Genomic DNA, 13,765 nt, shown 5'->3' with positions numbered 1-13,765 from the left:
TGATGGATGCGATCCAGAACGTACTGGCGGTCATTGTCGTACTCGGCCTGCTGATCACGTTTCATGAGTTCGGGCACTTCTGGGTGGCGCGGCGCTGTGGCGTCAAGGTGCTGCGGTTCTCGGTCGGGTTCGGCAAACCGCTGTGGTCGCGATTCGATCGCCAGGGTACGGAGTATGCCATCGCCGCGATTCCCCTCGGCGGCTACGTCAAGATGCTCGACGAGCGGGAAGGGCCGGTCGCGCCGCAGGAGCTGGATCGCGCGTTCAATCGCAAGAGCGTCTGGGCCCGGATCGCGATCGTGGCAGCCGGGCCCATCGCCAATCTGCTGCTGGCGCTGGTCGCCTACTGGGCGCTGTTCGTTTACGGCTCGACCACGGTGGCACCGGTCATCGGTGACGTGGCGACGGACTCGCTCGCGGCCCAGGGCGGTTTGCGCAGTGGCCAGGAGATCGTCAGCATCGACGGCCGCGAGACGCCGTCGTGGAACGAGGTCAATCTGCAGCTGATCTCGAAGATCGGTGCCGATGGCGAGCTGCAGTTCACCACGCGAGACCCTTCGGGCGGCGCGACCCGGACACACGACGTATCGGTGCACCAGTGGCTGGTGCGCCAGGATCCGCCGCAGCCGATGTCCTCGCTGGGTATCACGCCATGGCGTCCCGAGGTGCCGGCGATACTGGGCCAAGTGCTCGAGGATGGCCCGGCGAGCCGTGCCGGGCTGCAGGCGGGAGACAGGATCGTCAGCGTCGACGGCAAGCCGGTCGGCGACTGGGTCGCCTTCGTCGATGTCGTGCGCAGCCATCCCGGTGCCGATCTCTCACTGTCGGTCGAGCGGGACGGTGCGGCTCGCAGCGTGTCGCTCACGCCGGAATCGAGGAAGGCCGAAGACGGCGAGAGCATCGGCTACGTCGGCGCAGCGTCGCAGACGGTCGAATGGCCGGAGTCCTATCGCCGCGAGATCCGCTACGGACCGGTCGCGGCGATCGGTCAGGCGCTGAGCAAGACCGGTGAAATGACCTGGCTGACCGCCGACTCGATTCGCAAGATGATCGTTGGCTGGATATCGCCCTCGAATCTGTCGGGGCCGATCACTATCGCTCGCATTGCCGGTGACTCGGCGCGTAGCGGGGTCGAGACCTTCGTCGGATTTCTAGCCTATCTGTCGATCAGTCTCGGCGTGCTCAACCTGCTGCCGATCCCGGTGCTCGACGGTGGCCACCTGGTCTATTATCTGATCGAGCTGGTCCGGGGTAAGCCGGTGTCGGAAACGGCGCAAGCCATGGGGCTGCGCGTCGGGGTCGCCCTGGTGGGGTGTCTTATGGTGATGGCGCTCTACTTTGATTTGATGCGGCTGTAGTTATTGGGATGATGTGAGTGACAGCAGTGTAATGCGACGTTGGCGCAGCGGTTCGTCAGCGGTCGCCGCCGCGGTGGTGGCGTATGGAAAGACCCCGGGCATGGCGAGCAATGCGCTTGTCAGTCGTAGGGAGAAATGTATAAGGTGCCTGTTCGATACGCGGGCGGACCCCACAGAAGCGACTGATTGAATGAAACTCAAGACCATCGGATTGGCAGGACTACTGCTGGCCAGCTCTCCCGTTGCGCTGGCAGCACCTTTTGAGATTTCGGATATTCGTGTAGAGGGGCTGCAGCGCGTCTCGGCCGCATCCGTTTTCAACGCTTTCCCCGTCAGTGCCGACCAGTCGGTAGACGATCAGCAATTGGGCCAGGCGGCTCAGAAACTGTTCGATACCGGATTGTTCGATGACATTCGGCTCTCCCGTGACGGTGACGTGCTGATCGTCAACGTGGTCGAGCGGCCGTCCATCGCCGAGATCAACATCGACGGCAACTCCCAGATTTCCGATGACGATCTGCGCAAGGGTCTGACCGATGCCGGCCTCGCCGAAGGGCAGGTTCTGCAGCGCTCGACGCTCGAAGAGATGCAGCGCGAGCTGGAGCGTCTCTATCAGTCCCAGGGGCGTTACAGCTCGAACATCAAGACCTCCGTCGAGCAGCTCGAGCGCAACCGTGTCCGCGTCAACATCAATATCAACGAAGGTGAAGTCGCCAAGATTCGTCAGATCAACGTCGTCGGCAACGAGGCCTACGACGATGGCACCCTGAGCGACCTGTTCCAGCTCGAGGACAAGCCCGGCTGGTTCTTCGGCTGGTTCTCCGACGACGAATACTCCCGCGAGGCGCTTTCCGGCGATCTGGAAACGCTGCGCTCCTGGTATCTCGACCGGGGCTACGTCAACTTCGCCATCACCTCGACCCAAGTGTCGATCAGCCCGGACAAGTCACGAATCTTCGTCACCATCAACGTCGACGAGGGCAAACGTTACAAGCTCGACAAGATCAACTTCGATGGCGATCTGAAAATCGACGAGTCGACCGCACGCTCGTTGGTGACCGCCAAGCCGGGTGAGTATTTCTCCCAGAGCAAGCTGACCGAATCCTCGGAAGCGTTGCGCCAGAAACTGGGTGCAGAGGGTTTTGCTTTCGCCGACATCAAGGCGGTGCCTACCGTCGATGACGCGGGCGATACCGTCGATATCACCTTCCGCGTCGATCCGGGTCGTCGCGCCTACGTGCGCCGGATCAACTTCGAAGGCAATACCACGACCCAGGATGAAGTGCTGCGCCGCGAAATGGTGCAGATGGAAGGCGCGCCGGCCTCTACCGACCAGATCTCCCAGTCGCGGCAGCGGCTCGAACGTCTCGGCTTCTTCAAGCAGGTCGATGTCGATACCCGCCCGGTCGCCGGTGAGCCCGATCAACTGGACGTGACCTACAACGTCCAGGAGCAGCCGTCGGGGTCGATCTCGGCCAGCGTCGGGTTCTCGCAGACAGCCGGCGTGATCTACGGCGCGGCGCTGTCACAGAGCAACTTCCTGGGCACGGGCAACCGCGTCAATATCGGCGCGCAGAAGAGTGATACGTTCACCAATATCAACTTTGGTTTCACCGATCCGTACTGGACGCTCGACGGTATCTCGCGCGGTTATAACGTCTTCTATCGCGAGACCGATTACGAAGACTCCGATATCTCGACCTACTCGACCGACTCCTACGGCGGCAACATCAACTTCGGTTATCCGATCAACGATCTGTCACGCCTGAATTTCGGTGTCGGCCTCGAGAATCTGTCAATCGATACCTACGACGATACACCGGCGGAGATCGTCCAGTACACCGACGATCAGGGCGAGGACTTCTTCAACTATAAAGTGACGGCCAGCTGGACCCGGAACGATCTGAACCGCGGTATCATGCCGACGGCCGGCAGCTACCAGCGCGTGTCGCTGGAGGCCGCTGTCCCTGGCTCTGATGCCGACTACTACAAGCTGCGTTACCGTGGGCAAAAGTTGTTCGAACTCAATCCCGACTGGTCGCTCAAGTTCAGTTCCAACCTCGGTTACGCCGATACGCTAGGCTCTAACGATCCCTATCCGTTCTACGAGAACTTCTACTCGGGCGGTCTGGGCTCGGTACGTGGCTACACGGGTAACACCCTGGGGCCAAAGACTACCAAGCGCGGCGACGGCGACGACGATACCCTGGGCGGTAACGTGCTGGTCGAAGGATCCGCGGAGCTGATCTACCCGTTCCCGTGGGTCGAGGATCGCCGTTCGCTACAGACCAGCATCTTCCTCGATGGCGGTAATACTTTCCTGACCGATTGCTACGATGTCCCTGACGACTTCACTTCGAGCTGTAACAGTGGTGTCAATCTCGATGATCTGCGCTATAGCGTGGGTCTGGGGCTTTCCTGGCTGACGCCGGTAGGGCCGTTGACGTTCAGCGTGGCCAAGCCGCTGAACGACAAGGAAGGCGACGATCCTCAGGTCTTCCAGTTCTCGCTGGGACAGACCTTCTAGCATCAGCGCACGGGATCACGGCACCCTGGGGGTGCCGTGAATTCGATCCCGATGATTTCACCAGCAATCAGATTTATTTCAAGGAGATGCCGTATGCGCAAGATCGCAGGAGTTCTCGGACTCGGTTTGTTGACCATGGTCTCCGTGCCAGCCATGGCCACGGAAGTAGGTGTGCTCGATTGGCGTGAAGCGTTGATGTCCTCCAATTCCGCTCAGGCATCGATGAATCAGTTGAAGAACCGTATCAGCGCACAGCAGCAGCAGGCGAAGTCGCTGAGTCAGCAGCTTCAGCAGCTTCAGCAGCGGCTGCAGAAAGACGGTGATGTGATGTCCGAATCCGAGCGCAACTCGGTGACACAGCAGTTGCGCGAGAAGGGCGGAAAGTTTCAGCAACTGCGTGGCCAGATCTCTCAGGCACAGCAGCAGGCCGAGCAACAGTATCTGAAAAGTGCCAAGCCCCAGCTCGATCAGGCGATTCAGCGCGTTGTCGACGAGCATGACCTCGACATGGTCGTTGACCGTGATGCCGTGGTCTATTCGGGTGACAGCCTCGATATCACCGATGAAGTGACGAAGATATTCAACTCGCTCAAATAATGGTTCAACCCGGCGCCCGTTCATGAACAGAGATGCTGCTACCTCCTACACGCTCGGTGAACTCGCCGAGCGTATAGATGCACGCGTGGTCGGTGATGCTGACGTGCGTGTCAGCGGACTGTCGACGCTGACCGACGCCGGCCCGACGGATTTGGCGTTTCTCGCCAACCGGGCTTACCTGAAGTATCTAGCCGAGACTCATGCGGCTGCCGTTCTGGTGCATCCCGCGCATGGCGAAAGTTGCCCCTGTCCGCGGCTGGAGCTGGATAACCCTTACCTGGGTTATGCCAAGCTTTCGCGGCTGTTCGACCCGTTGATCAATCAGCCCTCACGTGGGGTGCATCCGACGGCGTCGGTATCGACGACAGCGGTCATCGGAGAGCGAGTCGAGATCGGCGCCTACTGTGTCATCGAGGACGGTGTCGAGGTTGCCGACGACTGTGTCGTTGGAGCGGGGTCTTTCGTCGGTGCCGATACGCTGATCGGCAAAGGGTCTCGACTGCACGCCAACGTCACGCTTTACCACGGCGTGGTCATCGGTGAACGTGCCATCCTTCACAGTGGCTGCGTCATCGGGGGGGACGGGTTCGGTTTCGCCCACGATGGCAAGCAGTGGGAAAAAATCGCGCAGTTGGGTGGCGTTACCCTGGGCGACGATGTCGAGGTCGGCAGCTGTTCCAGCATCGACCGTGGTGCGCTGGGCGACACCTTGATCGGCAATGGGGTCAAGATCGACTCCCAGGTGCAGATCGCCCATAACGTGCAGATCGGAGATCATAGCGCGTTGGCGGGTTGCGTCGGTATTGCGGGGTCTACCAAGGTGGGCCGCCACTGCCTGCTAGGCGGCGGCGTCGGTCTTTCCGGGCATCTTACTCTGACCGACGGCGTGCAGGTGACCGGCATGAGTCTGGTGACGAACTCGATTCTCGAGTCCGGTGTTTACTCTTCCGGCACCGGTTCGATGTCGAATAGTCAGTGGCGAAGGAACGCGGTACGCTTCAAACAACTCGATGAGATCGCCAAGCGGCTGACGCGGCTCGAGCGCGATATCCGCGACGCTTGAGAGCTTGGGCCACTCTCTTGGCAATCCGGGCCCGGCGCCCGGAAGGCTGGTAGTCGCTAGGTGCGCCTGTATAATGCCCGCCCACACGGGTCACCGCTTTTTCTGCCCGGTGCCTGCCCTTGGCCAAAGCCCTGCCATTGGTCAACGTTCTGCCCTTGTCAAAGTATAGGGCAGGCATTTCGTTATTCTAGAGGTCGTATTGATGATAATGGACATCAACCAGGTTCGTGAGTATCTACCGCATCGTTATCCGTTTTTACTGGTAGATCGCGTGATGGAAATCACGCAGGGCGAGTCGATCGTCGCGCTCAAGAACGTTAGCATCAATGAGCCCTTTTTCAACGGCCATTTTCCGCACCACCCGATCATGCCCGGCGTGTTGATCATTGAGGCACTGGCTCAGGCCTGCGGTATTCTCGGCTTCAAGACCGTCAACAAGATGCCGGCGGATGGCTATGTCTACTATCTGGTCGGTAGCGACAACGTACGCTTCAAACGCCCGGTCATGCCAGGCGATCAGCTACGACTCGAAGCCAATGTCATCAAGGGCAAACGCGGTATCTGGAAGTTTGCCTGCCGCGCCACTGTCGGCGGCGAGCTGGCCTGTGAAGCTGAAATCATCTGTGCCGAGAGGAAAATCGCTTGATTCATCCTACCGCCATCATCGACCCTTCCGCCCGACTGGCCGATGACGTCGAAGTCGGCCCTTATAGCGTGATCGGCCCCGACGTCGACATCGGCGCGGGGTGCGTGATCGGTCCGCACGTGGTGATCAAGGGGCCCACACGACTCGGCAAGCGCAACCGGATATTCCAGTTCGCATCGGTCGGGGAAGATTGTCAGGACAAGAAGTACGCTGGCGAGCCGACGCGCCTCGAGATGGGTGACGACAACGTCGTACGCGAGAGCGTGACCATCCATCGCGGCACGGTCCAGGGCCACAACGTGACCACCATCGGTCATCGCAATCTGTTCATGGCCTATTCCCACGTGGGTCACGACTGCCTGATCGGCAACGATTGCATCCTCGCCAATCAGGCGACGCTGGCTGGCCACGTGACGCTGGGTGATTTTGCCATCATCGGTGGGTTGTCGGCGATCCATCAGTTCGCCCATATGGGTGAACATGCCATGGTTGGAGGTTGCTCGGCCATCACCAAGGACATCCCGGCTTTCGTCATGGTCAATGGCAACCCTGCCGCTGCCCACGGTTTGAACTCGATTGGACTCAAGCGTCGTGGTTTTTCGGCCGAGGCCATCAAGGCGTTGGGTGAAGCCTATCGCCTGGTTTACCGCAAGGGATTGACGACAGAGCAGGCCATTAGCGAAATCGAGAGTCGCTTTTCACTCGAGGAGACGCAGCGTTTCGTCGACTCCCTGAAAGTCTCCGAGCGTGGCATCACTCGCTAAACGCTATCCGGCCTGGGTTTATCCAGGCGGGCTTGTTTAGCCTGGTTCTACTTCGCCAAGCCCGTTTACCAAGCCCTATTTAGCCAGGTCTTATCGGACAGGAGACGGCGCATGCGCGTCTATCTCATAGCGGGAGAGCTGTCGGGGGATATCTTGGGCGCTGGCTTGATGCAGGCGCTCAAGCACCGCCATGCTGATATCGAGTTCCGCGGCATCGGCGGCCCTCGTATGCGGGCCCAAGGCCTCGATTCGCTCTATCCGTTGGAAACGTTGTCGGTCATGGGCTTTGTCGAGGTGTTGAAGCACCTGCCGCGTTTGATCAAGGTGCGACGTCATCTCAAGCGCGACGCGCTGGCCTGGCAGCCCGACATCATGGTGGGCATCGATTCACCGGACTTCAATATTGGTCTCGAGCGCCAGCTGCGCGAGCAGGGTATCCGTACCGCGCACTACGTCAGCCCGTCGGTATGGGCGTGGCGACAGGGCCGAGTGAAAACGATCGCCAAGGCGGTCGACGGAATGTTGACCTTCCTGCCGTTCGAAGCGGATTTCTATGCCGAACATCGGGTGCCGGTCGCCTACGTCGGTCATCCGCTGGCCGACGAACTGCCGCTGGTCAATGATCGAGCGTTGGCTCGCAATGAGCTTGGGCTTGCCCTCGGGGTGCCGACATTGGCGGTGCTGCCTGGCTCGCGCAGCAACGAGATCCGCTTTCAGGGGGAGATGTTCCTGCGGGCGGCATCCGCGCTGCGCCAGCATCTTGGTGCGCTGCAGGTGGCGATCCCTGCGGCATCACCGGAGCGGCGTCGCGAGCTCGAGGCGTTGCTCGTGGAGTTCCCGGACCTTGCCGCCAACACGGTCATCGTCGAGGGCCGCTCGCGCGAAGTGATGACGGCCGCCGATGCGGTGCTGCTGACCTCCGGTACCGCGACTCTGGAAGCCATGCTCTGCCATCGGCCTATGGTAGTCGCCTATTGCATGGCGCCAGCGACCTACTGGCTCGCACAGCGGCTGGTCAAGACGCGCTGGATTGCGCTGCCGAATCTGATCGCCCAGGAAACGCTGGTGCCGGAGCTGGTCCAGGAGGCGGTGACTCCCGAATCGCTGTTCGAGACATTGATGCCGTGGTTCGAGGACGAGCAGGCGCGCTTGGCGCTCGAGCAGCGCTTCGCGGCACTGCATGCCGAGCTTCAGCGGGGTGCCAGCGAGCGAGCTGCCACAGCCATTAGCACGCTGGTCGAGCATGGGACGCTGAATTCCGAAATCGGAAGCGTTTGACGAGGAAATCATGTCATTGAAATCTTCGATATCCGCTTGGCCGGACATTATCATCGAGTATGATGGTCATCTGCTTGCCGGTGTCGACGAGGTTGGGCGAGGGCCGCTGATCGGATCTGTGGTGGCCGCAGCGGTGATTCTCGATCCCGACCGTCCGATCGACGGGCTGACGGATTCCAAATGCCTGAGTGCAGCGCGCCGCGAGGCGTTCGACCTGCAGATCCGCGAGTGCGCGCTGGCATTCGCGATTGGTCAGGCTTCGCCACGGGAAATCGACTCGCTCAACATCTATCACGCGACGCATCTAGCCATGCGACGCGCGATCGATTCACTGCCGATGGCCGCCGAGTACCTGCTGGTCGATGGTAATCGTCTGCCCGGTCATGCCTGCCCGGGGCAGGCCGTCGTCAAGGGCGATCTGCGCCACCCCGCGATCAGCGCGGCTTCGATTCTGGCCAAGGTGGCGCGGGATGCTCAGATGGTCGAGCTGGACGCGCGCTATCCGGGTTATGGCTTCTGCCGTCACAAGGGCTACCCGACGCCGGAGCATCTCGACGCGCTGGCGCGGCTCGGGCCACTGACGGAGCATCGCTGCTCCTTTGCGCCGGTTCGCGAACGACTGATGCCGGTATGAGCGGGCGGGCCTGATAGGATCGTTCTGGTCGATTCGCGCCGACCGATTCGCAACTCAAATACGCCCCATCGCCCATTGTGGCTCGTGTGACGTTTAGGCATGCTGATTTTCACGAATCGCCGGTCGCTGTCATTATCTTCCTGCCGGTGACCGCGAGCACCCCGGGATTTTGTGCCCAACGTCTGATTTCATTCGCCGCCTGACTCGAGTTCGTCATGACAACACCCTTCGTTCACCTTCGTGTCCACAGCGAATACTCTCTGGTCGACGGTCTGGTTCGCCTCAAGCCGCTGATCAAGGCAACGGCCGAAGCCGGCATGCCGGCGGTAGCCGTGACCGACGACACCAACCTGTTCGGACTGGTCAAGGTCTACAAGGCAGCTCAGGGCGCCGGGCTCAAGCCAATCATCGGTGCCGATCTTTGGCTGCACAACGCTCACGACGAGAGCCATCCCTATCGTCTGACCCTGCTGGCGATGAGCGATACCGGCTACCGTAATCTGACCGAATTGATTTCGCGGGCCTGGACCGAGGGTCAGCGGCAGAACATGGCGATCCTCGACAAGACCTGGGTGTTCGAGCAGAGCGAGGGGTTGATCGCCCTTTCCGGCGCTCGTGAAGGCGAAATCGGGCGTTTTCTGATTGCCGAGCATATCGACACCGCGCGCCAGCTGCTGGAAGAGTGGCGCCAGCATTTTCCGGGACGCTTTTATCTGGAGTTGCAGCGCACCGGCCGGCAGTACGACGAGGAGTGCGTGCACCATTCGGTCAGGCTGGCGAGCGAGAGCGGTACACCGGTGGTGGCGACCAACGACGTACGCTTTCTCCAGCGTGAGGACTACTGGGCCCACGAGACGCGCGTCTCGATCGGCGAAGGAAAGGCGTTGGAGGACCCCCGGCGCGAGCGACGCTATAGCGAAGAGCAGTATCTCAAGACCCCCGAAGAGATGGCCGAGCTTTTCGCCGACGTGCCCGAGGCGCTCGAAAACAGTGTCATGATCGCGGCGCGCTGTAGCGCCAGCGTGCGACTTGGCGAGATATTCCTGCCTGAATATCCGATCCCCGAAGGGCTGACCCAGGACGAATTCTTCCGCAAGATATCCCATGACGGCCTCACCGATCGCCTGAACACGTTGTTCGCGGGCGACACGCCGATCTATCCGGGCCGGTCGCTGGCCGAGCACGAGCCCGCCTACCGCGAGCGGCTCGACTTCGAGCTCGATATCATCCTCAAGATGGGGTTCCCCGGTTACTTCCTGATCGTGATGGACTTCATCCAGTGGGCCAAGGACAACGACATCCCGGTGGGGCCGGGACGCGGCTCCGGTGCGGGCTCGCTGGTCGCCTACGTGCTCAAGATCACCGATCTCGACCCGCTGGAATACGATCTGCTGTTCGAACGCTTCCTCAACCCCGAGCGGGTGTCGATGCCCGACTTCGACGTCGATTTCTGCATGGAGAAACGTGATCGGGTTATCGACTACGTGGCCAATCGCTACGGCCGTGACGCGGTCTCGCAGATCGTCACCTTCGGTACCATGGCCGCCAAGGCGGTGGTGCGTGACGTGGCGCGTGCCCAGGGCAAGCCCTACTCGATGGGCGACAAGCTCTCCAAGTTGATCCCGTTCGAGGTCGGCATGACCCTGGCCAAGGCGATCGAACAGGAGCCGCAGCTCAAGGAGTATCTCGAGTACGACGAGGAGGCCGCCGAGATCTGGGAGATGGCGCTCAAGCTCGAGGGGATCACTCGCGGTACCGGCAAGCACGCTGGTGGCGTGGTGATCGCGCCGACCAAGTTGACCGATTTCTCGCCGCTGCTGTGCGACGAGGACGGCTCTGGCTTGATGGTGCAGTTCGACAAGAACGACGTCGAGGATGCCGGGCTGGTCAAATTCGACTTTCTCGGTCTGCGCACGTTGACCATCATCGACTGGGCACTGGAGATGGTCGATGTGGTGCGCGCCCGCGACGATGTCGGTCCGCTCGATATCAGCACCATCCCGCTGGATGACAAGCCGACCTTCGACATGCTCAAGAAGGCCGAGACCACGGCGGTCTTCCAGCTCGAATCCCGGGGTATGAAGGAGCTGATCAAGCGCCTGCTGCCCGATTCGCTGGAGGACATGATCGCCCTGGTGGCGCTGTTCCGTCCCGGTCCGTTGCAGTCGGGCATGGTCGACGACTTCATCAACCGTAAACACGGCCGTGCCGCCATCGCCTATCCCAGCGCCGACTATCAGCATGAGTTGCTCAAGCCGGTGCTGGAGCCGACCTACGGCATCATCCTGTATCAGGAACAGGTGATGCAGATTGCGCAGGTGCTGGCCGGCTACACCCTGGGGCAGGCCGACATGCTGCGTCGCGCCATGGGTAAAAAGAAGCCCGAGGAGATGGCCAAGCAGCGCCAGGGCTTCATGGACGGCTGTGCCGACAAGGGGATCGACAAGAATCTCGCCGGCAACATCTTCGACCTGGTGGAGAAGTTCGCCGGTTACGGGTTCAACAAGTCGCACTCGGCGGCCTATGGCCTGGTGTCGTACCAGACCGCCTGGCTCAAGGCACATTATCCCGGCCCGTTCATGGCCGCGGTGCTCTCCACCGAGATGGACAACCTCGACAAGGTCGTGCCGCTGATCGAGGAGTGCCGGCATCTCGGGCTGACGGTGACGCCGCCGAACGTCAATGTCGGTGCCTACAAATTCACCGTCGACGAGAGCGGTCAGGTCGTTTACGGGCTCGGCGCGATTCGCGGCGTCGGCGAGGGGCCGATCGGCGCTATCGTCGAAGCGCGCGAGGCGGGCGGCGAGTTTACGGACCTGTTCGACTTCTGCCGTCGCATCGACGGCAAGCGCATGAACAAGCGCACCCTCGAAGCGCTGATTCGCTCTGGCGCGGTGGATACGCTGGGCCCGTCGCGTGCGGTGCTGGCGGCTTCTCTGGAGGCCGCGATCAAGGCCGCATCGCAGAACCAGACCAACCAGAACCTGGGCATGATCGACATGTTTGGCGAGGCTTTTGCCGAGCCCGTCGACGATGGCGACATCTACGCTGACTATCGCCACGCCCGCGACTGGAGCGACAAGGAGCGTCTGGCCGGCGAGAAGGACACCCTTGGCCTCTATCTCACCGGCCACCCGATCGACGAGTACGAGCACGAGCTGAAGCGCTTCGTGGCGACCCGGATCGTCGACCTCAAGCCCTCCCGCGAGCCGCAGCGCGTGGCCGGGCTGGTCGTCGCAATGCGCACCATGAAATCGAAGCGTGGCGATACCATGGCTTTCCTCACGCTGGATGACCGCACCGGGCGGATCGAGGCCTCGCTGTTCGGCGAGATGTACGATCAGGTCCGCGGGCAGCTGACGGCCGAGCAGGTGCTGATCGTCGAGGGGGAAGTGTCCAGCGACGACTACTCCGGTGGCCTGCGTCTGCGCAGCAAGGACATCACGCTGATGGCCGACGCCCGTGCCCGCTTTGGTGAAGCGGTCGAGCTCTGCGTCGACGGTGCTCAGCTCAACGGCCGGTTCTCTCGATCCCTGCACGATAGCCTCTCGCCATGGTTGAGCGACTCCGGTCTGCCGGTGCGGGTGCGCTACCGCAATGCCGAGGCCAGCGGCTGTTTCGAGCTGGCGCCGAACTGGAAGGTCTCCCCCAGCGATGAACTGATGACCGCGCTTCGCGGCGTCGAAGGTTACGAAAAAGTCGCGCTTCGCTATCGGGGTGGCTAACGTGTGGCGGTAGGGTGCCTCCTTGCGAACACGCATGAAGGTGCGATAATAGTTCGTTTCGCGGCACGCCAGTCGCCCGTGTTTCAGAAATCCGCTCTGTTTCAGAAATCGAAGCCTGCCAGGATCACAGTAGAAGCTCTATGAATCCCAACTATCTAGACTTTGAACAACCGATTGCCGAACTCCAGGCCAAGATCGAAGAACTGCGTCTGGTCGGTAACGATAGCCGCATCAGCCTGAGTGACGAGATCGGCAAGCTCGAAGAGAAGAGCCGTAAACTCACCGAGCAGATCTTTCGCGATCTGACCGCCTGGCAGGTGACGCAGCTGTCGCGGCATCCTCAGCGCCCCTACACGCTCGACTATCTCGCCAGCGTCTTTACCGATTTCGACGAGATGCATGGCGATCGTCATTTCTCCGACGACGCCGCTCTGGTCGGTGGCGTGGCACGTCTCGACGACAAGCCGGTGATGGTCATCGGCCACCAGAAGGGGCGTGACGTCAAAGAGAAAGTGCGGCGCAACTTCGGCATGCCACGGCCTGAAGGGTATCGCAAGGCGTGCCGACTGATGGAGACGGCCGAGCGTTTCAAGATGCCGGTACTGACGTTCATCGACACGCCCGGCGCCTATCCCGGTATCGATGCCGAGGAGCGAGGGCAATCCGAAGCGATCGCCTACAATCTGGCGGTGATGTCGCGGCTGAAAACGCCGATCATTGCCACCGTGATCGGCGAGGGCGGCTCCGGCGGGGCGCTTGCCATCGGCGTCTGCGACGAGCTGCAGATGCTCCAGTACTCCACCTATTCGGTGATCTCGCCGGAGGGTTGCGCCTCGATCCTGTGGAAGAGCGCCGACAAGGCCTCTGAAGCGGCTCACGCGATGGGTATCACCGCCTCGCGTCTGAAAGAGCTCGGATTCGTGGATTCGCTGATCGACGAGCCGCTGGGCGGCGCGCATCGCAATCCGCGCAAGACGGCCGATCGGGTCAAGGACGCGCTGACGGGCAGTCTCGATCGGCTGCGGGCGATGGATACCGAGACGCTGCTGGAGCGACGGTATCAGCGCCTGATGAGCTACGGCGCTCCAGCCGCTTAACGGCTCTTCCTGCGCTCGCCCACACGGCGTTGAGTCGGAGCGCAGCAAAGACAACGGCCGAAGACCGGCCTGGCGC

General features: G+C 61.3%; 10 protein-coding genes. All 10 read left to right on the top strand.

Going from position 1 to position 13,765, the window contains the following annotated elements; genetic code table 11:
• Positions 1-2 precede the first annotated feature (2 nt).
• A complete protein-coding gene (rseP, locus tag ACUN9V_RS06470; protein WP_445510973.1) occupies positions 3-1,358 on the top strand; it encodes a sigma E protease regulator RseP in 1,356 nt (451 codons plus the stop codon).
• A 190-nt stretch (positions 1,359-1,548) separates the two neighbouring features.
• Positions 1,549-3,885 carry an outer membrane protein assembly factor BamA gene (gene bamA / locus ACUN9V_RS06465; RefSeq protein ID WP_445510772.1) on the top strand — a complete coding sequence of 779 codons (2,337 nt, stop codon included), beginning with the start codon at positions 1,549-1,551 and terminating at the stop codon, positions 3,883-3,885.
• A gap of 93 nt (positions 3,886-3,978) precedes the next feature.
• The gene (locus tag ACUN9V_RS06460; RefSeq protein ID WP_110656963.1) at positions 3,979-4,482 is read left to right on the top strand and encodes an OmpH family outer membrane protein; all 504 of its coding nucleotides are present in this window, start codon (positions 3,979-3,981) and stop codon (positions 4,480-4,482) included.
• A gap of 22 nt (positions 4,483-4,504) precedes the next feature.
• Positions 4,505-5,545, top strand: a complete 1,041-nt coding sequence (lpxD, locus tag ACUN9V_RS06455) for a UDP-3-O-(3-hydroxymyristoyl)glucosamine N-acyltransferase (protein ID WP_110656965.1) — start codon at positions 4,505-4,507, stop codon at positions 5,543-5,545.
• A gap of 202 nt (positions 5,546-5,747) precedes the next feature.
• Positions 5,748-6,191: a 3-hydroxyacyl-ACP dehydratase FabZ gene (fabZ, locus tag ACUN9V_RS06450; RefSeq protein WP_110656967.1), complete on the top strand. Its 444-nt coding sequence runs from the start codon at positions 5,748-5,750 to the stop codon at positions 6,189-6,191.
• The gene (gene lpxA / locus ACUN9V_RS06445; RefSeq protein WP_110656969.1) at positions 6,188-6,955 is read left to right on the top strand and encodes an acyl-ACP--UDP-N-acetylglucosamine O-acyltransferase; all 768 of its coding nucleotides are present in this window, start codon (positions 6,188-6,190) and stop codon (positions 6,953-6,955) included. The genes fabZ and lpxA overlap by 4 nt, the downstream gene beginning before the upstream one ends.
• Positions 6,956-7,066: 111 nt before the next feature.
• The gene (lpxB, locus tag ACUN9V_RS06440; protein WP_445510771.1) at positions 7,067-8,233 is read left to right on the top strand and encodes a lipid-A-disaccharide synthase; all 1,167 of its coding nucleotides are present in this window, start codon (positions 7,067-7,069) and stop codon (positions 8,231-8,233) included.
• 10 nt (positions 8,234-8,243) lie between these two features.
• On the top strand, positions 8,244-8,867 hold the full coding sequence (gene rnhB, locus ACUN9V_RS06435; RefSeq protein ID WP_110656973.1) for a ribonuclease HII: 624 nt from the start codon (positions 8,244-8,246) through the stop codon (positions 8,865-8,867).
• A gap of 215 nt (positions 8,868-9,082) precedes the next feature.
• Positions 9,083-12,592, top strand: a complete 3,510-nt coding sequence (gene dnaE / locus ACUN9V_RS06430; protein ID WP_445510770.1) for a DNA polymerase III subunit alpha — start codon at positions 9,083-9,085, stop codon at positions 12,590-12,592.
• Positions 12,593-12,732: 140 nt separating this feature from the next.
• The gene (locus tag ACUN9V_RS06425) at positions 12,733-13,689 is read left to right on the top strand and encodes an acetyl-CoA carboxylase carboxyltransferase subunit alpha (protein WP_075561093.1); all 957 of its coding nucleotides are present in this window, start codon (positions 12,733-12,735) and stop codon (positions 13,687-13,689) included.
• Positions 13,690-13,765 lie beyond the last annotated feature (76 nt).

The organism is Salinicola sp. V024, from assembly GCF_052645315.1.
Note: the sequence above shows the minus strand (reverse complement) of the source record. Positions and strands in the feature narration are given on the sequence as shown.